Source organism: Bradyrhizobium sp. 195 (assembly GCF_023101665.1).
GTDB lineage: Bacteria > Pseudomonadota > Alphaproteobacteria > Rhizobiales > Xanthobacteraceae > Bradyrhizobium.
This window is the reverse complement of the sequence record NZ_CP082161.1, coordinates 5,308,821-5,332,300: the sequence shown is the minus strand read 5'-3', so window position 1 is coordinate 5,332,300 and position 23,480 is coordinate 5,308,821. Positions and strand designations below refer to the sequence as shown.

At 64.1% G+C, this 23,480-nt stretch carries 33 protein-coding genes; 30 read left to right on the top strand and 3 right to left on the bottom strand.

What is annotated here, in order from left to right; genetic code table 11:
• The first annotated feature begins 6 nt into the window (after window positions 1-6).
• From rpsS to IVB26_RS24790, 25 genes are all read left to right on the top strand, one after another.
• Window positions 7-285 (top strand): 30S ribosomal protein S19, encoded by a 279-nt coding sequence (rpsS, locus tag IVB26_RS24910; RefSeq protein WP_008136357.1) that lies wholly within the window; start codon window positions 7-9, stop codon window positions 283-285.
• Between the two features lie 10 nt (window positions 286-295).
• A complete protein-coding gene (rplV, locus tag IVB26_RS24905) occupies window positions 296-682 on the top strand; it encodes a 50S ribosomal protein L22 (RefSeq protein ID WP_008136353.1) in 387 nt (128 codons plus the stop codon).
• 17 nt (window positions 683-699) lie between these two features.
• Window positions 700-1,425, top strand: coding sequence for a 30S ribosomal protein S3 (rpsC, locus tag IVB26_RS24900; protein ID WP_129268065.1), 726 nt, complete (start codon window positions 700-702; stop codon window positions 1,423-1,425).
• A 30-nt stretch (window positions 1,426-1,455) separates the two neighbouring features.
• Complete coding sequence (gene rplP / locus IVB26_RS24895) at window positions 1,456-1,869, top strand: 50S ribosomal protein L16 (RefSeq protein ID WP_008136349.1); 414 nt, start codon at window positions 1,456-1,458, stop codon at window positions 1,867-1,869.
• A 5-nt stretch (window positions 1,870-1,874) separates the two neighbouring features.
• Window positions 1,875-2,081: a 50S ribosomal protein L29 gene (gene rpmC / locus IVB26_RS24890; protein ID WP_247967828.1), complete on the top strand. Its 207-nt coding sequence runs from the start codon at window positions 1,875-1,877 to the stop codon at window positions 2,079-2,081.
• Between the two features lie 13 nt (window positions 2,082-2,094).
• Window positions 2,095-2,343, top strand: coding sequence for a 30S ribosomal protein S17 (gene rpsQ, locus IVB26_RS24885; RefSeq protein WP_007603028.1), 249 nt, complete (start codon window positions 2,095-2,097; stop codon window positions 2,341-2,343).
• A gap of 83 nt (window positions 2,344-2,426) precedes the next feature.
• Window positions 2,427-2,795: a 50S ribosomal protein L14 gene (gene rplN, locus IVB26_RS24880; RefSeq protein WP_007603030.1), complete on the top strand. Its 369-nt coding sequence runs from the start codon at window positions 2,427-2,429 to the stop codon at window positions 2,793-2,795.
• Window positions 2,795-3,109: a 50S ribosomal protein L24 gene (gene rplX, locus IVB26_RS24875; protein WP_247967827.1), complete on the top strand. Its 315-nt coding sequence runs from the start codon at window positions 2,795-2,797 to the stop codon at window positions 3,107-3,109. The genes rplN and rplX overlap by 1 nt, the downstream gene beginning before the upstream one ends.
• Window positions 3,102-3,659: a 50S ribosomal protein L5 gene (gene rplE, locus IVB26_RS24870; protein ID WP_247967826.1), complete on the top strand. Its 558-nt coding sequence runs from the start codon at window positions 3,102-3,104 to the stop codon at window positions 3,657-3,659. The genes rplX and rplE overlap by 8 nt, the downstream gene beginning before the upstream one ends.
• A gap of 46 nt (window positions 3,660-3,705) precedes the next feature.
• Entirely contained in the window at window positions 3,706-4,011 is a 306-nt protein-coding gene (gene rpsN / locus IVB26_RS24865; RefSeq protein WP_074116736.1) for a 30S ribosomal protein S14, read from the top strand.
• 14 nt (window positions 4,012-4,025) lie between these two features.
• Window positions 4,026-4,424: a 30S ribosomal protein S8 gene (gene rpsH / locus IVB26_RS24860; protein WP_007603034.1), complete on the top strand. Its 399-nt coding sequence runs from the start codon at window positions 4,026-4,028 to the stop codon at window positions 4,422-4,424.
• A gap of 16 nt (window positions 4,425-4,440) precedes the next feature.
• A complete protein-coding gene (rplF, locus tag IVB26_RS24855) occupies window positions 4,441-4,974 on the top strand; it encodes a 50S ribosomal protein L6 (RefSeq protein WP_247967825.1) in 534 nt (177 codons plus the stop codon).
• Window positions 4,975-4,985: 11 nt separating this feature from the next.
• Window positions 4,986-5,348, top strand: coding sequence for a 50S ribosomal protein L18 (rplR, locus tag IVB26_RS24850; RefSeq protein WP_007603036.1), 363 nt, complete (start codon window positions 4,986-4,988; stop codon window positions 5,346-5,348).
• 44 nt (window positions 5,349-5,392) lie between these two features.
• Window positions 5,393-5,986 (top strand): 30S ribosomal protein S5, encoded by a 594-nt coding sequence (gene rpsE / locus IVB26_RS24845; protein WP_025036985.1) that lies wholly within the window; start codon window positions 5,393-5,395, stop codon window positions 5,984-5,986.
• Window positions 5,987-6,011: 25 nt separating this feature from the next.
• Window positions 6,012-6,206: a 50S ribosomal protein L30 gene (rpmD, locus tag IVB26_RS24840; protein ID WP_011088137.1), complete on the top strand. Its 195-nt coding sequence runs from the start codon at window positions 6,012-6,014 to the stop codon at window positions 6,204-6,206.
• A gap of 75 nt (window positions 6,207-6,281) precedes the next feature.
• Complete coding sequence (gene rplO, locus IVB26_RS24835; protein WP_011088136.1) at window positions 6,282-6,767, top strand: 50S ribosomal protein L15; 486 nt, start codon at window positions 6,282-6,284, stop codon at window positions 6,765-6,767.
• A 148-nt stretch (window positions 6,768-6,915) separates the two neighbouring features.
• Window positions 6,916-8,247, top strand: coding sequence for a preprotein translocase subunit SecY (gene secY / locus IVB26_RS24830; protein WP_247967824.1), 1,332 nt, complete (start codon window positions 6,916-6,918; stop codon window positions 8,245-8,247).
• 262 nt (window positions 8,248-8,509) lie between these two features.
• Window positions 8,510-9,415: an adenylate kinase gene (locus IVB26_RS24825; protein WP_247967823.1), complete on the top strand. Its 906-nt coding sequence runs from the start codon at window positions 8,510-8,512 to the stop codon at window positions 9,413-9,415.
• A gap of 184 nt (window positions 9,416-9,599) precedes the next feature.
• Window positions 9,600-9,968, top strand: a complete 369-nt coding sequence (gene rpsM, locus IVB26_RS24820; RefSeq protein WP_008549231.1) for a 30S ribosomal protein S13 — start codon at window positions 9,600-9,602, stop codon at window positions 9,966-9,968.
• A gap of 133 nt (window positions 9,969-10,101) precedes the next feature.
• Complete coding sequence (rpsK, locus tag IVB26_RS24815) at window positions 10,102-10,491, top strand: 30S ribosomal protein S11 (RefSeq protein ID WP_007603045.1); 390 nt, start codon at window positions 10,102-10,104, stop codon at window positions 10,489-10,491.
• Between the two features lie 112 nt (window positions 10,492-10,603).
• On the top strand, window positions 10,604-11,635 hold the full coding sequence (locus tag IVB26_RS24810) for a DNA-directed RNA polymerase subunit alpha (protein WP_063195091.1): 1,032 nt from the start codon (window positions 10,604-10,606) through the stop codon (window positions 11,633-11,635).
• A 142-nt stretch (window positions 11,636-11,777) separates the two neighbouring features.
• The gene (gene rplQ, locus IVB26_RS24805) at window positions 11,778-12,194 is read left to right on the top strand and encodes a 50S ribosomal protein L17 (RefSeq protein WP_018322277.1); all 417 of its coding nucleotides are present in this window, start codon (window positions 11,778-11,780) and stop codon (window positions 12,192-12,194) included.
• Between the two features lie 118 nt (window positions 12,195-12,312).
• A complete protein-coding gene (locus IVB26_RS24800; RefSeq protein WP_247967822.1) occupies window positions 12,313-13,149 on the top strand; it encodes a c-type cytochrome in 837 nt (278 codons plus the stop codon).
• A gap of 203 nt (window positions 13,150-13,352) precedes the next feature.
• Window positions 13,353-14,141: an SDR family NAD(P)-dependent oxidoreductase gene (locus IVB26_RS24795; RefSeq protein WP_247967821.1), complete on the top strand. Its 789-nt coding sequence runs from the start codon at window positions 13,353-13,355 to the stop codon at window positions 14,139-14,141.
• A 9-nt stretch (window positions 14,142-14,150) separates the two neighbouring features.
• Window positions 14,151-14,441 (top strand): DUF1330 domain-containing protein, encoded by a 291-nt coding sequence (locus IVB26_RS24790; RefSeq protein WP_247967820.1) that lies wholly within the window; start codon window positions 14,151-14,153, stop codon window positions 14,439-14,441.
• A gap of 112 nt (window positions 14,442-14,553) precedes the next feature.
• On the opposite strand, the gene IVB26_RS24785 is transcribed toward IVB26_RS24790, so the two are convergent.
• A complete protein-coding gene (locus IVB26_RS24785) occupies window positions 14,554-15,567 on the bottom strand; it encodes a zinc-binding alcohol dehydrogenase family protein (protein WP_247967819.1) in 1,014 nt (337 codons plus the stop codon).
• Window positions 15,568-15,688: 121 nt separating this feature from the next.
• Between IVB26_RS24785 and IVB26_RS24780 the strand changes: the two genes are divergently transcribed.
• Window positions 15,689-16,066, top strand: a complete 378-nt coding sequence (locus IVB26_RS24780) for a winged helix-turn-helix transcriptional regulator (protein WP_247967818.1) — start codon at window positions 15,689-15,691, stop codon at window positions 16,064-16,066.
• Window positions 16,067-16,105: 39 nt separating this feature from the next.
• On the opposite strand, the gene IVB26_RS24775 is transcribed toward IVB26_RS24780, so the two are convergent.
• On the bottom strand, window positions 16,106-17,713 hold the full coding sequence (locus tag IVB26_RS24775) for an OprO/OprP family phosphate-selective porin (RefSeq protein WP_247967817.1): 1,608 nt from the start codon (window positions 17,711-17,713) through the stop codon (window positions 16,106-16,108).
• Window positions 17,714-18,020: 307 nt separating this feature from the next.
• Here IVB26_RS24775 and IVB26_RS24770 point away from each other — a divergent pair, with 307 nt between their 5' ends.
• From IVB26_RS24770 to IVB26_RS24760, 3 genes are read left to right on the top strand one after another with little or no spacing between them, the layout of a single operon-like run.
• A complete protein-coding gene (locus IVB26_RS24770; RefSeq protein WP_247967816.1) occupies window positions 18,021-19,427 on the top strand; it encodes a DegQ family serine endoprotease in 1,407 nt (468 codons plus the stop codon).
• The gene (locus IVB26_RS24765; protein ID WP_247967815.1) at window positions 19,424-20,761 is read left to right on the top strand and encodes a replication-associated recombination protein A; all 1,338 of its coding nucleotides are present in this window, start codon (window positions 19,424-19,426) and stop codon (window positions 20,759-20,761) included. Before IVB26_RS24770 ends, IVB26_RS24765 begins: the two co-directional genes overlap by 4 nt.
• A gap of 52 nt (window positions 20,762-20,813) precedes the next feature.
• A complete protein-coding gene (locus IVB26_RS24760) occupies window positions 20,814-22,028 on the top strand; it encodes an RluA family pseudouridine synthase (protein ID WP_247967814.1) in 1,215 nt (404 codons plus the stop codon).
• Window positions 22,029-22,162: 134 nt separating this feature from the next.
• Here the strand turns inward: IVB26_RS24760 and IVB26_RS24755 are convergent, their stop codons facing one another.
• Window positions 22,163-22,609: a hypothetical protein gene (locus tag IVB26_RS24755; RefSeq protein WP_247967813.1), complete on the bottom strand. Its 447-nt coding sequence runs from the start codon at window positions 22,607-22,609 to the stop codon at window positions 22,163-22,165.
• A gap of 73 nt (window positions 22,610-22,682) precedes the next feature.
• On the opposite strand from IVB26_RS24755, the gene IVB26_RS24750 reads away from it, so the two are divergent.
• The gene (locus IVB26_RS24750) at window positions 22,683-23,477 is read left to right on the top strand and encodes an ATP12 family chaperone protein (protein WP_247967812.1); all 795 of its coding nucleotides are present in this window, start codon (window positions 22,683-22,685) and stop codon (window positions 23,475-23,477) included.
• The last annotated feature ends 3 nt before the right edge of the window (window positions 23,478-23,480 follow it).

Sequence of the window (23,480 nt, the reverse complement as noted above, 5' to 3'; positions counted from 1 at the left end):
CCGGACATGGTTCGTTCAGTCTGGAAAGGCCCGTTCGTCGAGGGTTCTCTGCTCAAGAAGGCAGATGCCGCCCGCGCGTCCGGCCGTCACGACGTCATCAAGATCTGGAGCCGTCGCTCGACGATCCTGCCGCAGTTCGTCGGCCTGACCTTCGGCGTCTACAACGGTCAGAAGCACGTGCCGGTGGCCGTCAACGAGGAAATGGTCGGTCACAAGTTCGGCGAGTTTTCGCCGACCCGGACCTTCCATGGCCACTCCGGCGACAAGAAAGCCAAGAAGGCTTGAGGATTAAACGATGAGCAAACCTAAGCGCGAACGGAGCCTCGCCGAGAACGAGGCCAAGGCGGTCGCCCGGATGCTGCGGGTGAGCCCGCAGAAGCTCAACCTGGTCGCCCAGCTCATTCGCGGCCGGAAGGCAGCTGCTGCGCTCGCCGATCTGCAGTTTTCGCGCAAGCGGATCGCGGTCGACGTGAAGAAGTGCCTGGAATCGGCTATCGCCAACGCCGAGAACAACCACGATCTCGACGTCGACGATCTCGTCGTGGCGCAGGCCTTCGTCGGCAACGGTCTCGTGATGAAGCGCTTTGCCGCTCGCGGCCGTGGCCGCTCGGGCCGTGTCTACAAACCATTTTCGCAGCTGACGATCATCGTTCGTCAGGTCGAAGCTGAAGCCGCCGCTTAAGGGCGCAGGAGAACACGATGGGTCAAAAGATCAATCCGATCGGTCTGCGCCTCGGCATCAACCGTACCTGGGATTCCCGCTGGTTCGCCGGCAAGCAGGAATACGGCAAGCTGCTGCACGAGGACGTCAAGATCCGTGAGATCCTGCACAAGGAGCTCAAGCAGGCGGCCGTCGCCCGCATCGTGATCGAGCGTCCGCACAAGAAGTGCCGCGTCACCATCCACTCGGCCCGTCCGGGCGTGGTGATCGGCAAGAAGGGCGCAGACATCGACAAGCTGCGCAAGAAGGTCGCGGACATCACCTCGTCCGACGTCGTCATCAATATCGTCGAAATCCGCAAGCCGGAGCTCGATGCGACGCTGGTGGCCGAGTCGATCGCGCAGCAGCTGGAGCGCCGCGTGGCGTTCCGCCGTGCCATGAAGCGCGCCGTTCAGTCGGCGATGCGTCTCGGCGCGGAAGGCATCCGCATCAACTGCTCGGGTCGTCTGGGTGGCGCGGAAATCGCGCGTATGGAGTGGTATCGCGAAGGTCGCGTGCCGCTGCACACCCTGCGCGCCGACATCGACTACGGCGTTGCGACCGCGTTCACGACCTTCGGCACCTGCGGCGTCAAGGTCTGGATCTTCAAGGGCGAGATCCTCGAGCACGATCCGATGGCCCAGGACAAGAGAATGGCCGAAGGCGAGACCAGCGGTGGTGGTGATCGCGGTGGCCGTGGGCGCCGTGACAACGCTGCGGCCTGATCCGCACTGAGAATTTGAGGGCTTAAAGCCATGATGCAACCTAAGAAGACGAAGTTCCGGAAGGCGCATAAGGGCCGTATCCACGGCGTTGCGTCGTCGGGCGCGACGTTGGCGTTCGGCCAGTTCGGCCTGAAGGCGACCGAGCCTGAGCGCGTCACCGCGCGCCAGATCGAAGCCGCTCGCCGCGCGCTGACCCGCCACATGAAGCGCGCCGGCCGCGTCTGGATCCGCGTATTCCCCGACGTTCCGGTGTCGAAGAAGCCGGCCGAAGTCCGCATGGGCTCCGGCAAGGGTTCGCCGGAATTGTGGGTCGCCCGCGTCAAGCCGGGCCGGGTGCTGTTCGAGATCGACGGCGTCAACACCCAGACGGCGCGTGAGGCGCTGACCCTGGCGGCCGCCAAGCTGCCGATCAAGACGCGCTTCGTCGAGCGCATTGCGGAGTAATGGCCATGGCCCAGATGAAGATCGAAGACATCCGCGCGATGAGCCCCGACCAGCAGGACGACGCCGTCCTGAACCTGAAGAAGGAGCGCTTCAACCTGCGCTTCCAGCGCGCCACCGGGCAGCTCGAGAATACCTCGCGCCTGCGCGAGGCCCGCCGTGACATCGCCCGGATCAAGACCGTCGCCGCGCAGTCGCGCGCGAAGAAGAAGTAAGAGGCTTACGAAGATGCCGAAACGTACTTTGCAGGGCGTGGTCGTCAGCGACAAGCAAGCCAAGACCATCGTGGTGCGCGTCGATCGCCGCTTCACGCACCCGATCTACAAGAAGACGATCCGCCGTTCGAAGAACTACCACGCGCACGACGAGAGCAACGAGTTCAAGCCGGGCGACATGGTGTGGATCGAGGAATCGAAGCCGATTTCGAAGTTGAAGCGCTGGGTCGTGATCCGGGGCGAACACAAGAAAAGCGCCTGATCTGTTGGCTTTAGCCGACTGACTTCAGGGAAATGTTGAGCGCCGGCTGGGCTGGCGCAAATAGAAGAGGACGAGGTGCATCAATGATTCAGATGCAGACCAACCTCGACGTGGCCGATAATTCTGGCGCACGCCGTGTCATGTGTATCAAGGTGCTCGGGGGCTCCAAGCGCCGCTACGCCACGATCGGCGACATCATCGTCGTTTCGATCAAGGAAGCGATTCCGCGTGGCAAGGTGAAGAAGGGCGACGTGATGAAGGCCGTCGTGGTGCGCGTCCGCAAGGACATTCGCCGCGCCGACGGTTCGGTCATCCGCTTCGACCGCAACGCCGCCGTCCTGATCAACAACCAGTCCGAGCCGGTCGGTACCCGTATCTTCGGGCCCGTGCCGCGCGAGCTGCGCGCGAAGAACCACATGAAGATCATCTCGCTCGCGCCGGAGGTGCTGTGATGGCTGCGAAGATCCGCAAGGGCGACAAGGTCGTCGTGCTGACCGGCCGCGACAAGGGCCGCACCGGCGAAGTGTTCGAAGTGCGTCCCGGCGCCGGCACGGCACTCGTGCGCGGCATCAACATGGTCAAGCGTCACCAGAAGCAGACGCAGGCCCAGGAGGGCGGCATCATCTCGAAGGAGTCGCCGATCCAACTGTCCAACATCGCGTATGTCGGCAAGGATGGAAAGCCGACCCGCGTCGGATTCAAGATTCTGGCGGACGGCAAGAAGGTCCGCATCGCCAAGAGCTCGGGAGCTGAGATCGATGGCTGAGGCCGCTTACACGCCGCGCCTGCGCGCGGAATACGATGCGAAGATCCGCACGGCGATGACCGAGAAGTTCGGTTATGAGAACGTCATGCAGGTTCCGCGTCTGGACAAGGTCGTGCTGAACATGGGCGTTGGCGATTCCGTCAACGACCGCAAGAAGGCCGAGACCGCCGCCGCCGAGCTGACCCAGATCGCCGGTCAGAAGGCGATCGTGACCTATTCGCGTGTCGCGATTGCGACCTTCAAGCTGCGCGAGAACCAGCCGATCGGCTGCAAGGTCACGCTGCGCAAGTCCCACATGTACGAGTTCATCGATCGCCTGGTGACGGTCGCGCTGCCGCGCGTCCGCGACTTCCGCGGCCTGAACCCGAAGAGCTTCGACGGCCGCGGCAACTACTCGCTCGGCATCAAGGAGCACATCATTTTCCCCGAGATCGACTTCGACAAGGTCACGGAAGCCCGCGGCATGGACATCACCGTCTGCACCACGGCCAAGACCGACGAAGAGGCGAGGGCCTTGTTGACCGCTTTCAATTTCCCGTTCCGGCAGTGAGACGCTGACCTAAAGCCTCTCAAACGCGGATACCCAGGAGCCAAGCATGGCAAAGAAGAGTTCAGTCGAGAAGAACAACCGGCGCAAGCGGATGGTGAAGAACGCCGCCCCGAAGCGCGAGCGGTTGAAGGCGATCATCGCCGACAAGAAGCTGCCGATGGAGGAGCGGTTCGCCGCCACCCTGAAGCTCGCGGAAATGCCGCGCAATTCGTCGGCAACCCGCATCCGCCTGCGTTGTGAGCTGTCGGGCCGCCCGCGCTCGAATTACCGCAAGAACAAGCTGTCCCGTATCGCGCTGCGCGAACTTGGCTCCAAGGGCATGGTCCCGGGCCTCGTGAAGTCCAGCTGGTAAGGAGGGTCGTTTAGATGTCTACGCACGATCCAATCAGCGATCTGATCACCCGTATCCGCAACGCGCAGATGCGCTCCAAGAACAAGGTCTCCACGCCTGGCTCGAAGATGCGCGAGAACGTGCTCGAGGTCCTCAAGAGCGAGGGCTACATCCGCGGTTACGCCACGCTCGAGCATTCCTCGGGACGCAGCGAGATCGAGATCGAGCTGAAGTATTTCGACGGCGAGCCCGTCATCCGCGAGATCGAACGTGTCTCCAAGCCCGGGCGTCGCGTTTACGCCTCGGTGAAGAACCTGCCGCGTGTGAACAACGGACTCGGCATTTCGGTGTTGTCGACGCCGAAGGGAATCATGGCCGATCACAGTGCGCGTGAAGCGAACGTGGGCGGTGAAGTTCTCTTCACGGTGTTCTGAGAAGGATTTTTGATCCATGTCACGAGTTGGCAAAAGGCCTGTTCCGGTTCCGTCGGGTGTGACCGCGACCGTCGATGGGCAGACCGTCAAGATGAAGGGGCCGAAGGGCCAGCTTCAGTTCGTCGTCCATGACGACGTCGAGGTGAAGCTTGAGAACGGCCAGGTGAAGGTGAACCCGCGGGCCGAGACCAACCGCGCGCGCGCGCTGTACGGTACCGCTCGCGCCCAGGTCGCGAATCTGGTCGAAGGCGTCACCAAGGGCTTCGAGAAGAAGCTCGAAATCACCGGCGTCGGTTACCGCGCCGCGATGCAGGGCAAGAACCTGCAGCTCGCGCTCGGCTACAGCCACGACGTGGTCTACGCGATCCCGGAAGGGATCACGATCACCGTGCCGAAACCGACCGAGATCACGGTCTCGGGCAGCGACATCCAGCGTGTCGGCCAGGTCGCGGCCGAGATCCGCAGCTATCGCCCGCCGGAGCCCTACAAGGGCAAGGGCGTGAAGTATGTTGGCGAATTCATCTTCCGCAAGGAAGGCAAGAAGAAGTAACGGAGCCGGTCATGTCCAAAGCCAAGGTTACCAATGCCCGGCGCAAGCGGAGTGTGCGGCTGAAGCTGCGCCGCTCCGGCGGTGGTCGTCCGCGTCTGTCGGTGTTCCGCTCGTCCAAGCACATCTACGCCCAGGTCATCGACGACCTGAAGGGCGAGACGCTGGCCTCGGCCTCGTCGCTCGAGAAGTCGATGCGCGACGGCGGCAAGACCGGCGCCGACATCGATGCGGCGAAGGCAGTCGGCAAGCTGCTGGCCGAGCGCGCCGCCGAGAAGGGCGTCAAGGAAGTCGTTTTCGATCGCGGCAGCTACCTCTATCACGGGCGCGTCAAGGCTCTGGCCGACGCGGCGCGTGAGAGCGGGCTGAGCTTCTAACGGAATTTGAGGATTGAGGCGTAAGCCTCTGAAGGATTGGAAAAATGGCAGAACGCGAACAGCGTGGTGGACGCGATCAACGCGGCGGCGGACGTGAACGCAGGGAGCGCGAGGAGCGCGACAGCGAGTTCGTCGACAAGCTCGTCCACATCAACCGCGTGGCCAAGGTCGTCAAGGGCGGCAAGCGCTTCGGTTTCGCCGCGCTGGTCGTGATCGGCGACCAGAAGGGCCGGGCCGGCTTCGGTCACGGCAAGGCGCGCGAAGTGCCCGAGGCGATCCGCAAGGCAACCGAGTCCGCCAAGCGCAACCTGACTCGCGTGTCGCTGCGCGAGGGCCGCACCCTCCATCACGACATCGCCGGCCGTCATGGCGCGGGCCGTGTCTACCTGCGTGCGGCTCCGGCCGGTACCGGGATCATCGCCGGCGGTCCGATGCGCGCCGTGTTCGAGACGCTCGGCGTCCAGGACGTGGTGGCGAAGTCGATCGGCTCGTCGAACCCGTACAACATGGTGCGCGCGACCTTCGACGCGCTGAAGCATCAGGATTCGCCGCGCTCGGTCGCTGCCCGCCGCAACATCAAGGTGTCCACCCTCCAGTCTCGCCGTATTGGCGGCGACGCCGAGGCGGCTGCCGACTAACGGAAGCTTTTCGGAGTAGACTCCCATGGCCAAGGCCGCAAAGACGATCAAGCTCGAGCAGACCGGCAGCGCGATCCGCCGCCATCACTCGCAGCGCTCGACGCTGATCGGGCTCAAGCTCAACAAGATCGGTCGCACCAGTGAACTGCCGGACACCCCGGCGGTCCGCGGCATGATCGAGAAGGTTCACCATCTCGTCCGCATCGTCGACGAGAAGTAAGCAAAGGCGCATGATCCCGAAGAGCGGGCACCGTTTTTCGGCGAAGATCGTGCGCAAGACACAAGGAGAAGGGCGATGAAGCTCAGCGATATCGCCGACAACGCCGGCTCGCGCAAGAAGCGTATGCGCGTCGGCCGCGGCATCGGTTCGGGCAAGGGCAAGCAGTCCGGCCGCGGCGGCAAGGGCCAGACTGCGCGTTCGGGCGTGCGCATCAAGGGTTTCGAAGGCGGTCAGATGCCGATGCATCGCCGTCTGCCCAAGCGCGGCTTCAACAACATCTTCCGCGTCGAGTTCGCCGAGATCAATCTCGACCGGCTCCAGGAAGCGGTCGATGCCAAGAAGATCGACGCTGGCAGCGTCGTGAACGTCGAGGCCCTGGTGAAGGGCGGCGTGCTGCGCCGCGCCAAGGGCGGCCTGCGGCTGCTCGGCCGTGGCGAGCTCAAGTCCAAGCTCAACATCGAAGTGCACGGCGCCACCAAGACCGCGATCGCCGCGGTCGAGAAGGCCGGCGGTTCGGTAAAGATCCTCGCCCCTGCCAAGGAAGAAGGCGAGGCGGCGTAACAACTGCGTCATTGGCCCGCGGCTCGCGGGCCTTTACGCATGCGGGACGTGGACTTATCGAAGCCGAGCCCCAGATAATGTCCGGCGTCCGCGAGAGTAGCCCGGCCGCGGGCATGACGGCGCAATAGGCGGCGGGAGAAAGTCCAAGATGGCCTCTGCAGCGGAACAACTGGCAGCCAATCTCAATTTCGGTGCGTTTGCCAAGGCTGACGAACTGAAGAAGCGCATCTGGTTCACCCTGGGTGCGCTGCTCGTTTATCGGCTCGGGACCTACATCCCGCTCCCCGGCATCGATCCCAATATATGGGAGCAGGTGTTCCGTTCCCAGGCGGGCGGCATCCTCGGCATGTTCAACATGTTCGCCGGCGGCGGCATCCACCGCATGGCGATCTTCGCGCTGAACATCATGCCGTATATCTCGGCCTCGATCATCATCCAGCTCCTCACCACCGTCTCGCCGCAACTCGAGGCGCTGAAGAAGGAAGGCGAGTCCGGCCGCAAGCTGCTGAACCAGTACACCCGCTATCTCACCGTGATCCTGGCCGCGTTCCAGTCCTACGGTATTGCGGTGGGTCTCGAGGGCGCCGGCAACGTCGTCAGCGACCCCGGGTTGTTCTTCCGCCTGTCCACCGCGATCACGCTCACCGGCGGCACCATGTTCCTGATGTGGCTGGGCGAGCAGATCACCTCGCGCGGCATCGGCAACGGCATCTCGCTGATCATTCTCGCCGGCATCGTCGCCGAGCTCCCCGCCGCGCTCGCCAACATGCTCGAGCTCGGCCGTCAGGGCGCGATGTCGACCGGCCTGATCCTGGTCGTCATCATCATGGCGGTCGCCGTGATCGCCTTCATCGTGTTCATGGAGCGCGCGCAGCGCCGCCTCTTGATCCAGTATCCGAAGCGTCAGGTCGGCAACAAGATGTTCGAGGGCCAGTCCTCGCACCTGCCGCTCAAGCTCAACACCTCGGGCGTGATCCCGCCGATCTTCGCGTCCTCGCTGCTGCTGCTGCCGACCACGGTTGCGAACTTCAATGCGGGCAGTGGGCCGGAATGGTTCCAGTGGATCACCACCCAGCTCGGCCACGGCCGTCCGCTGTTCCTGATCATGTATCTGGCGCTGATCGTGTTCTTCGCATTCTTCTACACCGCGATCGTGTTCAACCCGACCGAGACCGCGGACAATCTCAAGAAGCACGGCGGCTTCATTCCGGGCATCCGTCCCGGCGAGCGCACCGCGGAATATATCGACTACGTGCTCTCGCGCGTCACCGTGCTCGGCGCGGTCTATCTGGCGATCGTCTGCTTGATCCCGGAGATCCTGATCTCCTACGCCTCGGTGCCGTTCTACTTCGGCGGCACCTCGCTGCTGATCGTCGTCAGTGTCACCATGGACACCGTGGCGCAGGTGCAGGGCTATCTGCTGGCGCATCAGTATGAAGGCCTGATCCGCAAGTCGAAGCTGCGCGGCCGCCGCCGCTAAATGCGTTCTCTCGGCGGCGCCAATGCGCCGCCGATTCGCGGCGCAAGCAATGCGCCGCTGCGCCGTCAGCGGGCCACCGGCCGCGTCGGCAGAGCTGCTCTCACTGCGGCGCAATCCCTGATTTCAAAGCCTCCTTGGCGTCCGCCCATTCGCTCCCTTATGATATGGGTAGCGGTGCGGCGCTGATTGTGGTTTGCACCGTTCTTGATCTTCAAACACAGGTGCGCGACGTATCGCTCACCAATCCGGGGGGCGTACGCCGATGAGAATTATACTTCTGGGACCGCCGGGGTCGGGCAAGGGGACCCAGGCGCAGCTCTTGGTGCATCGCTATGGCATCGTCCAGCTCTCGACCGGCGAGATGCTGCGCGCGGCTGTTGCGGCAGGAACGCCGGTCGGGCTGAAGGCCAAGGAGATCATGGCCAGCGGCGGCCTCGTGCCCGACGAGGTCGTGGTCGGAATCATCTCCGACCGAATCGACCAGCCTGATGCCAAAAACGGTTTCATCCTCGACGGCTTCCCGCGCACCGTGCCGCAGGCCGAGGCGCTGGACGAGTTGCTCAAGCACAAGCACCTCAAGCTCGATGCCGTGATCGAGCTCCGCGTCAACGAGAGCGCGCTGCTGAGCCGCGTCGAGACTCGCGTCGCCCAGATGCGTGAGCGCGGGGAGGAGGTCCGACTCGACGACACCCCGGAGGTCCTGACCAAGCGGTTAGCCAGCTACCGCAATCAGACGGAACCGCTGATTCACTACTATTCCGAGCGGCGGAAGCTCTCGACCATCGACGGGATGATGGCCATCGACGAGGTCACCCGCGCCATCCATCGGCAGCTGTTGGCGCTGGGCGCGGTCGAGCCGAAGACCCACGCCAGAAGCGCAGCCAAGGCGGCGCCGGCCAAGAAGGCCAGGGCGGGCAAGACGGTGAGCAAGGCGGCGACCAGGAAAACAGCCAAAAAGCCGGCGAAAACGACCAGAAAACCCGCCAAATCGGCTAAAAAGGCAGCCAAGACGGCGGTGAAGGGCCCCAAGAAGACGGCCAAGAAAGCCGGCCAGAAGACCGTCAAGAAGGCAGCGAAAAAGGCAGCCCAAAAGACCGCCAAGAAGGCAATCAAAAAGGGTGCCAAGAAGGCTGCAAAAAAGGTCACGAAAAAGCGAGCCAAGCGCTAGCAGCGGTTGACGAAAGCCCCTGGAATCCCTTAATAAGCCCCGCATCCAAGTCGGATAGTTTCAGACGATGCCGGGCCCCAGGAAGACCAGGGGTGGGCGTCGTGTTCGCGTTTGTGAACACCTGCCCGAGAACACAAGCACTTAAGCCCGATCCTGACGAGGATCGGCGACAGGAGAGAAGGCCGTGGCCCGTATTGCCGGCGTGAACATTCCCACCAACAAGCGCGTGCTGATCGCGCTCCAGTACATCCATGGCATCGGTCAGAAGATCGCCGGTGAGATCCTGGAGAAGGTGAAGATCCCCGTGGATCGTCGCGTCAATCAGCTCAGCGATGCCGAAGTGCTCCAGATCCGCGAAGTGATCGACCGCGACTATCTCGTCGAGGGCGACCTGCGTCGCGAGGTCGGCATCAACATCAAGCGTCTGATGGACCTCGGCTGCTATCGCGGCCTGCGTCATCGTCGCGGCCTGCCGGTGCGCGGCCAGCGCACCCACACCAATGCGCGCACGCGCAAGGGCCCGGCGAAGGCCATCGCCGGCAAGAAGAAGTAAACTGGCGAATTGAGAGTGGCGAATGGCGAGTAGGGAGCTTTCCCTATTCGCCATTCGCTACTCGCTATTTCGCTTTCACAGGTGTAGCCGCTGGCATTACGGCGGCGTTTGAGATCTTCAGGAAAGGTACTCTATGGGCAAGGAAGCCACCCGCGTTCGTCGTCGTGAGCGCAAGAACATCGCCTCCGGCGTCGCGCACGTGAACTCGTCGTTCAACAACACGACCATCACCATCACCGACGCGCAGGGCAACACGATTGCCTGGTCTTCCGCCGGCACGATGGGCTTCAAGGGCTCGCGCAAGTCGACCCCGTACGCCGCGCAGGTTGCCGCCGAGGACGTGTCCAAGAAGGCGCAGGAGCACGGCATGCGCACGCTGGAAGTCGAAGTTGCCGGTCCCGGTTCGGGCCGCGAATCGGCGCTCCGCGCGCTTCAGGCCGCAGGCTTCACCGTCACCTCGATCCGCGACGTGACCACGATCCCGCACAACGGTTGCCGTCCCCGCAAGCGTCGGCGCGTTTGATACCAAATTGCGGGCGCATTGGCGCCCGCAATGACTTTTCTAAGAAGCCGCAGGAATGATCTGCGGCCTTTCTCCAACGCCAGTATTTGAACTTTCAAATTGACTGGCCTGTATGGGTGAAACAGTGACGATCCAGAAAAATTGGCAAGAACTGATTCGACCGAACAAGCTCCAGGTCACGCCCGGCAGCGATTCGAACCGTTTCGCGACCATCGTCGCCGAGCCGCTCGAGCGCGGCTTCGGCCAGACGCTCGGCAACGCGCTGCGCCGCATCCTGCTCTCCTCGCTCCAGGGCGCGGCGGTGCAGTCGGTGCATATCGACGGCGTGCTGCACGAGTTCTCCTCGATCGCGGGCGTTCGTGAGGACGTCACCGACATCGTGCTCAACATCAAGGACATCTCGATCAAGATGCAGGGCGAAGGCCCCAAGCGCATGGTCGTGAAGAAGTCCGGCCCGGGCGTCGTCACCGCCGGCGACATCCAGACCGTCGGCGACGTCGTGGTGCTCAACCCGGACCTGCAGATCTGCACCCTCGACGAGGGCGCCGAGATCCGCATGGAGTTCACGGTCGCCACCGGCAAGGGCTACGTGCCCGCCGAGCGCAATCGTCCCGAGGACGCGCCGATCGGCCTGATCCCGGTCGACAGCCTGTACTCGCCGGTCCGCAAGGTCTCCTACAAGGTCGAGAACACCCGTGAGGGCCAGATCCTCGACTACGACAAGCTGACCATGACGATCGAGACCAACGGCGCGATCTCGCCGGATGATTCGGTGGCTTACGCCGCCCGCATCCTGCAGGATCAGCTCAACGTGTTCGTCAACTTCGAAGAGCCCCGCAAGGAAGTCGCCCAGGAGATCATCCCGGACCTCGCCTTCAACCCGGCCTTCCTCAAGAAGGTGGACGAGCTCGAGCTGTCGGTGCGTTCGGCCAACTGCTTGAAGAACGACAACATCGTCTACATCGGCGACCTCGTGCAGAAGAGCGAAGCGGAAATGCTCCGCACCCCGAACTTCGGCCGCAAGTCGCTCAACGAGATCAAGGAAGTGCTGGCCCAGATGGGTCTGCACCTCGGCATGGAAGTGCCGGGCTGGCCGCCGGAGAACATCGACGAGCTCGCCAAGCGCTTCGAGGATCACTACTAAGCGAATTGGGAGTGGCGAATAGCGAATAGAACATCCATTCGCTACTCGCCATTCGCTATTCGCGACCCAGGGCGAACGCAGGAAGCCCACCTGAAAACCAGTCGCTGAACCACCGCGACACAATCGAAAAAGGACTACACACATGCGTCACGGCAAGGTTCATCGTAAGCTCAACCGCACTGCCGAGCATCGCCGCGCGATGTTCGCCAACATGTGCGCCGCGCTGATCAAGCACGAGCAGATCGTCACCACGCTGCCGAAGGCGAAGGAATTGCGTCCGATCGTCGAGAAGCTGGTCACCCTCGGCAAGAAGGGCGGGCTGGCCATGCGCCGCCAGGCCATCTCCGAGATGCGCGACAAGGACCAGGTCAAGAAGCTGTTCGACGTCCTGGCGCCCCGCTACAAGGATCGTCAGGGCGGCTACACCCGCATCATCAAGGCCGGCTTCCGCTACGGCGACAACGCCGCGATGGCCGTGATCGAGTTCGTCGATCGTGATGTCGATGCCAAGGGCCAGGATTCCGGTCCGGTGCAGGAGAAGGAAGCCGAGGCGGCGTAAGCCGACCGGCACTTAAGTTTTCAGAAAGCGGCGCCCCTGGGCGCCGCTTTTTTGTATGGCGCGGCGACATCTCATGCTGCGCATCGTTTTGTTGAACGCATTCCGGGCGGGGGCTCTCATGAGGATTGTGTTTGGATTCGTGTTGGCGCTGCTGATGTCGCCGGCCGCTGGCGAAACGCTGTTCGAGCGGGGCGCCTATCTGGTTGGCAGCGTGATGGTCTGCCATAACTGCCACACGCCGCGCGGACCGCAAGGGCTCGATCTCTCGCGCGCGCTCTCTGGCGGGAGCCAGGTTTTCGACGAGCCCGCGTTCAAGGTCACCGGCTCCAACATCACGCCGGACAAGGACACCGGCATCGGCAACTGGAGCGATGCGGAGCTGAAGCATTTCCTCGTCAGCGGCATCAGGCCGAACGGCACCAAGGTCGCGCCGATCATGCCGACCGCGTTCTACACCGTGCTCACGGGCCGCGATCTCGACGCGCTCACGGCTTATTTGCGCTCGGTACCATCCGTGCGCCATGAGACGCCGGCGCCGGAATACAAGATCGCGCTGAAGCCGGAGGTGCCGATCTATGCCGGCAAGCAGGCGAGCGAGCAGGAGCTGTCCGACCAGCTCGCGCGCGGCCGTTATCTGTTGACCATTGCCCATTGCCTGGAATGCCATACGCCGGAAGGCCCGTCCGCCGTGCACGATTTCGCCGCAGCGAGCGGCAAGGGCGGCCGGACGTTCAGGGGGCCGTGGGGCGAGTCCGTCTCTCCCAACATCACCCCCGATCGAGCGGTCGGCCTGGGCCAATGGAGCGACGACGAAATTAAACGTGCGATTACGCAAGGCATCGCGCGCGATGGTCACAGGCTCAAGCCGCCGATGGCTTATGCTGCTTATGCCAGCATGACGGCCCAGGATCTCGATGCGATCGTCGCCTTTCTCAGGACGCTGCCGCCGCGATGACGGACCGTAGGGTGGCAAAGGCGCGCTCTTCGCGCGCCGTGCCCACCATCGGTCTAGCACCGTCTCGAAATGGTGGGCACGCTCCGCTTTGCCCACCCTACGATTCCTCATTGTGGCGGCCGATCCTCACGCGTCGGTGAGTGGCGATTGCATCTGTCTGCGCTGCGCACGATATCCGCACCACCTTCAAATGGAGATGACGCATGAAGATCGACCTTTCCGGAAAGACCGCGCTCGTGACCGGCTCGACCGCCGGCATCGGCCACGCCATTGCAAAAGGCCTTGCCGGCTCGGGCGCGAGCGTCGTGATCAACGGCCGTGGCCAAGACAAGGTCGATGCCGCCGTACGCAAGCTGGAAGGGACGGGCGCCAAGGTCCGCGGCATCGCCGCCGACGTCTCGACCGCCTCGGGCTGCAAGGCGCTCGTGTCTGCGCTGCCGGACGTCGACATCCTCATCAACAATGCCGGCATCTTCGAGCCGAAGGATTTTTTCGACATCCCCGACGAGGACTGGAGCCGTTTCTTCGAGGTCAACGTCATGAGCGGCGTGCGGCTGTCGCGGGCCTACATGAAGGGCATGCTCAAGCGCAATTGGGGCCGCATCGTCTTCATTTCCTCGGAGTCCGGGCTCAACATTCCCGTCGAGATGATCCACTACGGCATGAGCAAGACGGCCCAGCTCTCGGTCGCGCGAGGCCTGGCGCAGCTCACCCGCGGCACCGGTGTCACCGTCAATTCCGTGCTGCCGGGCCCGACCATGTCGGAGGGCGTCGAGACCTTCGTGAAGGATCTCGCGAAGCAAAACGGACAATCCGTGGACGAGGCCGCGGCCAATTTCGTCAAGCAGCATCGCCCGAGCTCGTTGATTCAGCGCTTCGCCAGCGTCGACGAGATCGCCAACATGGTGGTCTACGTTGCTTCGAAGCAGGCGTCTGCCACCAACGGCGCGGCGCTCCGCGCGGAAGGCGGCATCGTCAACACGATCGCCTGAGGCAGCGAAATGGCTGCCTACGTGATCTCCGAAGTCGAGATACGCGATCCCGACGGATTTGATGCCTATCGGACGCTCGCCGCGAAGACGATCGCGCAGTACGGCGGGCACTATCTCGTCCGAGGCGGCAAAGCCGAATTGGCGGAGGGCAATCTTCCGCCGAAGGCCATCGTGATCGTCGAATTCCCTTCGATGGCGAGGCTGAAGGAATGGTACGCCTCGCCGGAATACGCCGAGGCGCTCAAGCTGCGGCAGACGGCGCTCGAGCGACGGCTGCTATTCGTCGAGGGCGCGGCTTAAATGTAGCTGCCGTAGGGTGGGCAAAGCGTAGCGTGCCCACCTCTTCGAGTGCTGTTGAGAAGATGGTGGGCACGGCGCAAGTGCGCCTTTGCCCACCCTACGAGCCCTTCGCCTACCACCCCTCCAGCACGATCTTGCCGCGCGACTTGCCGCTCTCGAGCAGCGCGTGCGCGCGCTTGAGGTTGGCTGCGTTGATCGTGCCGAAGGTCTGGTCGAGCGTGGTGCGCAAGACGCCCTTATCGATGAGGTCGGCGACGTCATTGAGCAGGTGATGCTGCGCGATCATGTCCGGCGTGTGGAACGAGGAGCGCGTGAACATCGATTCCCAATGCACCGAGATCGCCTTGCCCTTGAAGGCGGCAACCGTGAACTCCGGGGGATCGTCGATCAGGCCGAACTTGCCCTGCGGCGCCATGAACTCGGCGATCGCCTTGTAGTGCTGGTCGGTGAAGGTGAGGCTCGCCACCAATGCGACCGGCGGCAGCTTGAGCTTCTCGATCTGCTCCTTCATCGGCTTGCCGTGATCGACCACCGCATGCGCGCCGAGATCGAGGCACCATTTTTGCGATTCCGGCCGCGTCGCGGTCGCGAGCACCGTCAGCCCGGTGAGGCGGCGGGCAAGCTGGATCAAAATCGAGCCGACGCCACCGGCGCCACCTGTGATCAGCAGCGTGCGTGGATCGACGCTCTTGCCGGGCACCGCGCCGAGCCGGTCGAACAGCAGCTCCCATGCCGTAATGGAGGTGAGGGGAAGGGCGGCGGCCTGCGCGAACGACAAGCTCTTCGGCTTGTTGCCGACGATGCGTTCGTCGACCAGATGGAATTCGGCATTGGTGCCTTGGCGCAGGATCGAGCCGGCGTAAAACACCTCGTCGCCCGGCTTGAACAACGTAACCTCGGGGCCGACTGCGTCGACCACGCCGGCCGCGTCATAGCCCAGGATCTTCGTCTCGCCCTCGGGCGGGGCGGCGCGCTTGCGCACCTTGTAATCGACCGGATTGGCCGAGATCGCCTTCACGGCGACGCGGATGTCGCGTCCTTTGGGATCTGGCTTGGCGGTCTCGAAATCGAACAGCGCGTCCTGATCCTCGATCGGAAGCGATTTCTTGTAGCCGACGGCCTTCATGGCTTGTCTCCATCAGATGGCGTGCTCGCCTGCGGTCCTAACTGTCGCTATGGCTCCGATTTGGCAAGTACTGTAAATTCGGGGATATAGTCCCTGTTTGGATACTATTGGGAAAACACGCATGAAACGGCGAGACTTTGCCCGTCGTCCCGGCTGCTCGGTCGAGGCGACGCTGGATCTGATCGACGGCAAGTGGAAGGGCGTGATCCTGTATCATCTGCAAGACGGCACCCAGCGCTTCGGCGAACTGCGCCGCCGGATGCCCGGCATCACCCAGCGCATGCTGACGAAACAGCTTCGCGCGCTGGAAGAGGACAAGCTCGTCATTCGCAAGGTGTATGCGGAAGTGCCGCCGCGGGTGGACTATTGCCTCTCCGAGCTCGGCGAGAGCCTCAAGCCGGTGATCGATATCCTGAAGGCTTGGGGCGAGAGCCATCAGCAGCGATCGTCCTGTGCGCCGGCGCCGGTTGTCGTGAAGAAGCCCAAGCGCGCGGCGTAAACATCCGGGAGCAGTGTGCCGCTCCCGGATGAACGAGCCTCAGAACGCGAATTGCGTGCGCATCGCGACGGCATTGAACTTCGAACCGACGTCTGCGGTCGAGACCGGCGAGGCCTGCCTCGAGACCGTGCCATGCAGGTAGTCGAGCATGAAGCGGACGTTGCCGTTGACGTACCAGTTCAGCGCCAGCGTGTAGACGGTCTGCCGGCCGCCGGCGATGCCGGTCGCCGTTCCCAGCTGATTGTTGAGGTCGATCGTCGAGAAGCGTCCCGCGATCTCCCACGCGCCCCAGCCGCCGCCTTCGAGCGAGAACGGATGCGCCGGCTTGACGCCGTTATAGGCGGCGTTGGCGGCGTTGTAGGTCCGGCCTTCGCCCGTCAGCACATAGCCGGCCTGCGCATAGCCGCCCTGGAATTTGAGGCTGGGCGCGCCGACCAGCGGCACGCCAGTGTTGGCGCTGCGATCGACATTGTACCAGAAGTACTCGCCCTGAACGATGAGCGGGCCATATGTCGCAGCAGCTTCGACGCTGTAGACCTGCGCGCCCGAAGCGTTGGCGATCGCGCCGGTCGAGATCAGCGTCGTTGGATCAAGCCGCAGTTCCGGGCGGTCGCTGAGCGTCACCGTTTGCGTGTTGGCGATGAGGTTGCGCGGCGGCTGGATCAGCCACTGCGCGTCGGCGCCGATATGAATGGAATAGTCCTTGCCGCTGACCGGATTGCCGGCAATACGCGCCACGGCGCCATATTGCTCGCTCGTGCCGGCTGGTGTCGCGCTCGAGGCGGAGTGGATCGCGCCCGTTGATGGTCCGGTGACGTAGCCGCCGATCCAGAGCTGGTCGGTGTACCAGCGTGTGCCCGCCGCGGAGCGGAAGTCGCCGGCGGCGATGTTGGTCGCGATCACGCCGGGCGAGGCGCGCTCCATGAACATGATGTCGTTGGAGCTCGTGGCCTCGTCCATGGTGTAGGGCAGGTCCATGATGCCGGCCTCAATCGCCATCTTGCCGCCGAACGGCTTCAAGCCGGTGTAGCTGAGATAGGCGTTCTCGACGCCGGAGACACCGCCGCCGGGGAGCGATCCCGGAGCCGTCCCACCAAATCCGTCGGAGGAGCCGCCGAAATCGTAGACCAGTGCGAAATTCCAGTCGTTGAAGAATTTGCCGGTAACGCCGATGCGCGCGCGGCGGACGTTCTCGCCGCTGTCGAGCTTCTGCGGCACGGTCGCCGCCGTGTTGGGGCGATAGTCGTAGCCGCCGACATCCCAGTGCACGCGGCTGGTGATGGCGACGCAATTTGCCTGGTCGGCGGTGCAGATGGTCGGCCGGTTGTTCGGCATCGTCACGACCACGCCGGAGGCCGGCGCCGGCCCCTTGAGCGGGATCGCTGCGTTGGCATTGGCCACGACCGCTTTCGCCTCCGATCGCGCGTCGGCCTTCGCTTCAGCCCTGGCCTTTGCCGTGGCCGCCGTGTTTGCGGCGGTCTGGCTCTGGAGCTTGTCGAGCTTCTGCTCCAGCATCTTCAACTGTTGCTTGAGCAGCGCGATCTCCTGCTCGCTGCTGCTTGCTGATTGGGCCTGGGCTTGCGAGGCCGTCAGCGCGCTGGCGAGACCAATTGCCGTCGCTGCAATTCTTGTTTTGCTCCTGCTCACGTCACGCCTCCATCGTTAACTTTGCCAAGTCGCTGGCGGAGAGCCTAGGTATGATCGATGACTGCCCCGCGACGCTGCGCCCGGTTGCGTGGGTTCCTGCTGATGCAAATTCGCCGCAACCGAATCCGCTCGGCGTTACAATGAGGGAGGATGCACATCATGCCAATCGAGCCCTCAGGCCAATTGCCGATTCGCACGTTCAGCTTGCATCCCGGACACACCGGAAAGGGCCCCGAATTGCCGCCCGGCGCCCTTCTATTGAGGGGCGAACGCGCCTATATTCCGGCGTCTTTTCCAAGAGGTAGGAATGTTTCGATCGACCTGGACCGCCGCCGTTACGGCATTGTGCATAGGCTTTTCCGCCCACTTCAATCCGGCTGCGGCGCAGGACCGCCGTGTCCCGTCCTCGCCGGCCGAGCTGCGGCTGTCCTATGCGCCGATCGTGCAGCGGGTGCAGCCGGCCGTGGTCAACGTCTATGCCGCCAAGGTGGTCCAGAACCGCAATCCGCTGCTCGATGACCCCATCTTCCGCCGCTTCTTCGGCGTGCCTGGCCAGCAGCCTGAGCAGATGCAGCGCTCGCTCGGCTCGGGCGTCATCGTCGACGCCTCCGGCCTCGTCGTCACCAACGTCCATGTCATCGAGGGCGCGGACCAGGTGAAGGTGTCGCTGTCGGACAAGCGCGAGTTCGAAGCCGAGATCCTGCTGAAGGATTCCCGCACCGATCTCGCCGTACTCCGCCTGAAGGACACCAAGGAGAAGTTCCCGACCCTCGATTTCACCAACTCCGACGAATTGCTGGTCGGTGACGTCGTGCTTGCGATCGGCAATCCCTTCGGCGTCGGCCAGACCGTGACCCACGGCATCATCTCGGCGCTCGCGCGCACGCAGGTCGGGATCACCGACTACCAGTTCTTCATCCAGACTGACGCTGCGATCAATCCCGGCAATTCCGGCGGCGCGCTGGTCGACATGAGCGGCAAGCTCGCCGGCATCAACACCGCGATCTATTCGCGCTCCGGCGGCTCGCAAGGAATCGGCTTTGCGATCCCTGCCAACATGGTGCGCGTCGTCGTCGCCTCCGCCAAGAGCGGCGGCAAGGCGGTGAAGCGGCCGTGGCTCGGGGCAAAGTTGCAGGTGGTGACGCCGGAGATCGCCGAGAGCCTCGGCTTGCGTTCGCCGACCGGTGCGCTGGTCGCGAGCGTGGTCTCGAACGGCCCCGCGGCGAAGGCCGGCCTGAAATCCTCCGATCTCATCATCGGGATCGACGGCCAGACCGTGGATGATCCCAACGCTTTCGATTATCGCTTCGCCACCCGTCCGCTCGGCGGCAGCGCGCAGATCGACGTGCAGCGCGGCGGCAAGCCGCTCAAGCTGGCGGTGGCGCTGGAGACCGCTCCCGATACGGGGCGCAACGAACTCGTCGTCACCGCGCGCTCGCCGTTCCAGGGAGCGAAGGTCTCGACCATCACGCCGGCGGTCGCCGACGAGCTGCATCTTGACGCCGATACCGAGGGTGTCGTGATCACCGATCTCGGCGGCGACAGTGCGGCCGCCAATGTCGGCTTCCAGAAGGGCGACATCATTCTCGCGGTCAACAACCAGAAGATCGGCAAGACCGGCGACCTCGAAAAGGCGGCCGGCGAGCGCCCGAGGATCTGGCGCATCACGCTGGTGCGGGGCGGCCAGCAGATCAACGTCACGCTGGGCGGATGAGTCCGAAGCGACCACAGGAGACGCCAACTCTCTTCGCCGCGGCGGGGCTCGACCACGACGCCCCGCATCCGCTGCCGGACCGGCTGCGCCCGCGCGCATTGTCGGAGGTCGTCGGCCAGGACCATATCCTCGGCCCCGACGGGGCGCTCACGCGCATGCTGGAGACTCGCACGCTGGGATCGCTGGTGTTCTGGGGACCGCCGGGCACCGGCAAGACCACGGTGGCGCGGCTGCTGGCGGATGCGACGGATTTGCATTTCGAGCAGATCTCCGCGGTGTTCTCCGGCGTTGCCGATCTGAAGAAGGCCTTCGACGCCGCGCGCGCCCGCCGCGAGATGGGCAAGGGCACGCTGCTATTCGTCGACGAGGTGCACAGATTCAATCGTGCCCAGCAGGATTCGTTTCTGCCGGTCATGGAAGACGGCACGGTGGTGATGGTCGGCGCCACCACCGAGAACCCGTCGTTCGAGCTCAACGCGGCGCTTCTGTCCCGCGCGCGGGTGCTGGTGTTTCGCTCGCTCGACGCGGCGGCAATTGAAAAACTGTTCGCGCACGCCGAGGAGGTCGAGGGCCGCAAGCTGCCGCTCGATGAAGAGGCGCGCGCCGTGCTGGTGCGCATGGCCGACGGCGACGGAAGGGCGTCGCTGACGCTCGCCGAAGAGGTCTGGCGCTCGGCGCGGACGGACGAGATTTTCAACGCCGCGCAGTTACAGGACATCCTGCAGCGCCGTGCACCGATCTACGACAAATCGGCCGATGGCCACTACAATCTGATCTCGGCGCTGCATAAATCGGTGCGCGGCTCCGATCCCGACGCGGCGCTGTATTATCTCGCGCGCATGTTGGATGCCGGCGAGGACCCGTTGTTCCTGGCCCGCCGCGTCGTGCGCATGGCGGTGGAAGACATCGGGCTTGCCGATCCGCAAGCGCTCGTCATCGCCAATGCGGCCAAGGACGCCTTCGACTTCCTCGGCCATCCCGAGGGCGAGCTCGCGATCGCGCAGGCCGTGGTCTATCTCGCCACCGCACCGAAATCGAACGCGGTCTATACCGCCTTCGGGACCGCGATGCAGGTGGCAAAACAGGCAGGCTCGCTGCTGCCGCCAAAGCACATCCTCAATTCCCCGACCAAGCTGATGAAGTCGGAAGGCTACGGCGCATCTTACGAATACGACCACGACGCGCCGGATGCCTTCTCCGGCCAGGACTACTTCCCGGAAGCCCTGGGCCGCCAGACCTTCTACGACCCGCCCGAGCGCGGCTTCGAGCGCGAGATCAGAAAGCGGCTGGATTACTGGGCGAAGCTGCGGAAGGAGCGGGGCGGCTCAGGCTAGAAGCGGCCATTTCGCCGTGACGGCAGCCGGCTTTTAGGGTACGCAGGCAGCCATGAGCCGCCGTATCAAAAGAACCGATCCAAAGCCCCGTTCGCGCGACGAGCGCAAGGAGGCGCGCCCGTTCAAGGCGCGCAGCGCGAAGACAGCCGGCCCGCGTCCGGGCGGCAAGCCGAGTGGCAAGCCGCCGCGCTTTGGGGGCGAGCGCGCCGAGCGACGTGCGCCCAAGGCTGAACAGGAGAGAGCCGCGCCGGAAAAACCCGTGGAGGCATTGCTGCCGACCAAGGTGCAGACCGTCACGGTGACGGCCGACGAGAACAACATGCGTGTCGACCGTTTCCTCGAAGCGCGCTTTCCCGGCCTGTCGTTCTCCCACATCCAGCGCGTCGTGCGCAAAGGCGAGCTGCGCGTCGACGGCAAGCGCGTCGACAGCAAGGACCGCCTGGAAGAGGGCCAGAGCGTCCGCATTCCGCCGCTGAAGCTCGACACGCCGAAGACGGCCGGCCCGCTGTCGGACGCCGCGCAAAAGACGCTCGCCGCGCTGAAGGAGATGACGATCTTTGAGGATGACGACGTCCTCGTCCTGAACAAGCCGGCGGGCCTTGCCGTGCAGGGCGGCTCCGGCATGACGCGGCACATCGACCAGATGCTCGAGGTGATGCGCGATGCCAAGGGCCAGAAGCCGCGCCTTGTGCACCGCATCGACCGGGAGACGTCGGGCTGTCTCCTGATCGCCAAGACGCGCTTTGCTGCCTCGCATCTAACCGGCGCATTCCGTTCGCGGTCGGCGCGCAAGACCTATTGGGCGCTGGTGCCGGGCCTGCCGAAGCCGAAGCAGGGTCGTATCTCGACCTTCCTCGCCAAGGAAGAGAGCGAGGATGACACCATCATGCGCGTCGCCCAGCATGGCGACGAGGGCGCGAGCCACGCGGTGACCTATTACGCGATGGTCGAGACCGCCGGCAACAAGCTGACCTGGGTGTCGCTGAAGCCGGTGACGGGTCGCACCCACCAGCTGCGCGCCCACATGGCCCATATCGGCCATCCCATCATCGGCGATCCCAAATACTTCAACATCGAGAACTGGCAGCTGCCGGGCGGCCTGCAAAACCGGCTGCATCTGCTCGCGCGCCGCATCGTCATCCCGCATCCGCGCGGCGGCGTGATCGACGCTACCGCGCCATTGCCGCAGCACATGCAGCAGTCGTGGAATCTGCTTGGGCTCGATGCGAGCCGGTTTGATCCGATCGAGAACGCGCCGGAGGAGTAGGGCGCGAGTTCCGCTGCCAGCCCCGACATTGCGAGGGGCTCTTGCGACGAAGCAATCCAGAGTCCCACCGCACATGCATTCTGGATTGTTTCGCTGCGCTCTGACGGAATGGAGATAGCGGGTGGTTGTCACCCTCAATTCCGAAACTGCTCCAAAAACATCCGCAAGGAATCGTGCGGGCTCTCGACATCCGTGATCAGCCAGCCCTCGGGCCCGTTCACCAGGACGAAGTTCAGCACCATCCGCCTGCCGCGATTGTCGAAATTCGCCGCGACATAGGTCTTGTCGTATTGCCTGCGGACGACCGCGATTGCGACCGGGCCCAGCCTCCAGCTGTGGCTCTGCACCAGGAAATCGTAGGGCTCGACCCGCGGCGTGCTCCAGGCCTTGCGAAGGGGAGGATCGAAGAATTGCCGGGCGGTCGCAGCATCCCTTGGTAGTCCCTTGGACAGTTCAGGCGCGCCTTCGCCGTAATGGGCATAGACGTTGCGAACCAGCGATTCCGGGCTGCGAAAGCCGGCCTCCGCCGCGGCCAGCCAAAGCCCGGCGAACAGGGCCACAATGCCCGCAAGTTCCCTCATGCCCGCCGCTCGCTTTATCGGCCGCCGATCTTATCTTAAAAGCCTAGCATCCAGCGACCGGGGCCGAAACTATATGCGTGAATTGTTCGAAGAAGCCGCGGGACAGACCCCGCTCGATCCGCAAGGCGCGATCCGGCAGGCCGCGCGCCCGCCGCAGCGCAAGCGCTTCTACAAAGACGCAGGCGTCACCGATGTCGAAGGCGGCTTCGCCATCAGCCTCGACGGCAAGCCGATCCGCACGCCCTCCGGCCGTCAGGTGGTGATCCCCTCTCGCGCGCTGGCCGATGCGGTGGCTGGGGAATGGTCAGCCCAGGGGGAGACGATCGATCCCGTGACCATGCCGCTGACGCGGATAGCCAACAGCGTCGTGGAAGGCGTCGTCGATCGGGTCGAACTCGTCAGCGAAGACCTCGCAAAATACTTCGAGTCCGATTTGCTGTTCTATCGTGCCGGCCATCCCGAAGGGCTGGTCGCCCGCGAGGCCGCGCATTGGGATCCCGTGCTGTTCTGGGCCGCGGAGGCGCTGGGGGCGCATTTCATCCTGTCTGAGGGCGTCATGCACGTGAAGCAGCCCGACGAGGCCGTCGCAGCCGCGCGCGCCGCGCTGCCAGGGGACGCCTGGTCAGTGGCCGCACTCCACGTGATGACGACCCTGACCGGCTCAGCGCTGCTGGCGCTGGCCCTGGCGCATGGCGCGCGGGACGCCGGCCAGGTCTGGGCTGCCGCCCATGTCGATGAGGATTGGAACGCCGACCAATGGGGCGTGGACGAGGAGGCAGCCAGCCGCCGGGCCACCCGCCTCAGGGATTTCGAGGCCGCCGTGGCGGTTTTGGCGGCCCTGAAGGCGCCCGTGGCCGAAGGTCCTTAACGA

What these genes read in the sequence shown, in the direction of transcription:
- rplQ (WP_018322277.1), top strand. Translation starts at nt 11,778, where the DNA reads ATGCGTCACGGCAAGGTTCATCGTAAGCTCAACCGCACTGCCGAGCAT.
- IVB26_RS24780 (WP_247967818.1), top strand. Translation starts at nt 15,689, where the DNA reads ATGAAACGGCGAGACTTTGCCCGTCGTCCCGGCTGCTCGGTCGAGGCG.
- IVB26_RS24785 (WP_247967819.1), bottom strand. Translation starts at nt 15,567, where the DNA reads ATGAAGGCCGTCGGCTACAAGAAATCGCTTCCGATCGAGGATCAGGAC.
- rpsE (WP_025036985.1), top strand. Translation starts at nt 5,393, where the DNA reads ATGGCAGAACGCGAACAGCGTGGTGGACGCGATCAACGCGGCGGCGGA.
- rplF (WP_247967825.1), top strand. Translation starts at nt 4,441, where the DNA reads ATGTCACGAGTTGGCAAAAGGCCTGTTCCGGTTCCGTCGGGTGTGACC.
- rplR (WP_007603036.1), top strand. Translation starts at nt 4,986, where the DNA reads ATGTCCAAAGCCAAGGTTACCAATGCCCGGCGCAAGCGGAGTGTGCGG.
- rplN (WP_007603030.1), top strand. Translation starts at nt 2,427, where the DNA reads ATGATTCAGATGCAGACCAACCTCGACGTGGCCGATAATTCTGGCGCA.
- IVB26_RS24760 (WP_247967814.1), top strand. Translation starts at nt 20,814, where the DNA reads ATGAGCCGCCGTATCAAAAGAACCGATCCAAAGCCCCGTTCGCGCGAC.
- rpsC (WP_129268065.1), top strand. Translation starts at nt 700, where the DNA reads ATGGGTCAAAAGATCAATCCGATCGGTCTGCGCCTCGGCATCAACCGT.
- rplX (WP_247967827.1), top strand. Translation starts at nt 2,795, where the DNA reads ATGGCTGCGAAGATCCGCAAGGGCGACAAGGTCGTCGTGCTGACCGGC.
- IVB26_RS24765 (WP_247967815.1), top strand. Translation starts at nt 19,424, where the DNA reads ATGAGTCCGAAGCGACCACAGGAGACGCCAACTCTCTTCGCCGCGGCG.
- IVB26_RS24810 (WP_063195091.1), top strand. Translation starts at nt 10,604, where the DNA reads ATGGGTGAAACAGTGACGATCCAGAAAAATTGGCAAGAACTGATTCGA.
- rpsK (WP_007603045.1), top strand. Translation starts at nt 10,102, where the DNA reads ATGGGCAAGGAAGCCACCCGCGTTCGTCGTCGTGAGCGCAAGAACATC.
- rpmD (WP_011088137.1), top strand. Translation starts at nt 6,012, where the DNA reads ATGGCCAAGGCCGCAAAGACGATCAAGCTCGAGCAGACCGGCAGCGCG.
- rpsS (WP_008136357.1), top strand. Translation starts at nt 7, where the DNA reads ATGGTTCGTTCAGTCTGGAAAGGCCCGTTCGTCGAGGGTTCTCTGCTC.
- rplO (WP_011088136.1), top strand. Translation starts at nt 6,282, where the DNA reads ATGAAGCTCAGCGATATCGCCGACAACGCCGGCTCGCGCAAGAAGCGT.
- IVB26_RS24800 (WP_247967822.1), top strand. Translation starts at nt 12,313, where the DNA reads ATGAGGATTGTGTTTGGATTCGTGTTGGCGCTGCTGATGTCGCCGGCC.
- rpsQ (WP_007603028.1), top strand. Translation starts at nt 2,095, where the DNA reads ATGCCGAAACGTACTTTGCAGGGCGTGGTCGTCAGCGACAAGCAAGCC.
- IVB26_RS24825 (WP_247967823.1), top strand. Translation starts at nt 8,510, where the DNA reads ATGAGAATTATACTTCTGGGACCGCCGGGGTCGGGCAAGGGGACCCAG.
- rplV (WP_008136353.1), top strand. Translation starts at nt 296, where the DNA reads ATGAGCAAACCTAAGCGCGAACGGAGCCTCGCCGAGAACGAGGCCAAG.
- IVB26_RS24770 (WP_247967816.1), top strand. Translation starts at nt 18,021, where the DNA reads ATGTTTCGATCGACCTGGACCGCCGCCGTTACGGCATTGTGCATAGGC.
- rpmC (WP_247967828.1), top strand. Translation starts at nt 1,875, where the DNA reads ATGGCCCAGATGAAGATCGAAGACATCCGCGCGATGAGCCCCGACCAG.
- IVB26_RS24790 (WP_247967820.1), top strand. Translation starts at nt 14,151, where the DNA reads ATGGCTGCCTACGTGATCTCCGAAGTCGAGATACGCGATCCCGACGGA.
- rpsN (WP_074116736.1), top strand. Translation starts at nt 3,706, where the DNA reads ATGGCAAAGAAGAGTTCAGTCGAGAAGAACAACCGGCGCAAGCGGATG.
- secY (WP_247967824.1), top strand. Translation starts at nt 6,916, where the DNA reads ATGGCCTCTGCAGCGGAACAACTGGCAGCCAATCTCAATTTCGGTGCG.
- IVB26_RS24795 (WP_247967821.1), top strand. Translation starts at nt 13,353, where the DNA reads ATGAAGATCGACCTTTCCGGAAAGACCGCGCTCGTGACCGGCTCGACC.
- rpsH (WP_007603034.1), top strand. Translation starts at nt 4,026, where the DNA reads ATGTCTACGCACGATCCAATCAGCGATCTGATCACCCGTATCCGCAAC.
- rplP (WP_008136349.1), top strand. Translation starts at nt 1,456, where the DNA reads ATGATGCAACCTAAGAAGACGAAGTTCCGGAAGGCGCATAAGGGCCGT.
- rplE (WP_247967826.1), top strand. Translation starts at nt 3,102, where the DNA reads ATGGCTGAGGCCGCTTACACGCCGCGCCTGCGCGCGGAATACGATGCG.
- IVB26_RS24750 (WP_247967812.1), top strand. Translation starts at nt 22,683, where the DNA reads ATGCGTGAATTGTTCGAAGAAGCCGCGGGACAGACCCCGCTCGATCCG.
- IVB26_RS24755 (WP_247967813.1), bottom strand. Translation starts at nt 22,609, where the DNA reads ATGAGGGAACTTGCGGGCATTGTGGCCCTGTTCGCCGGGCTTTGGCTG.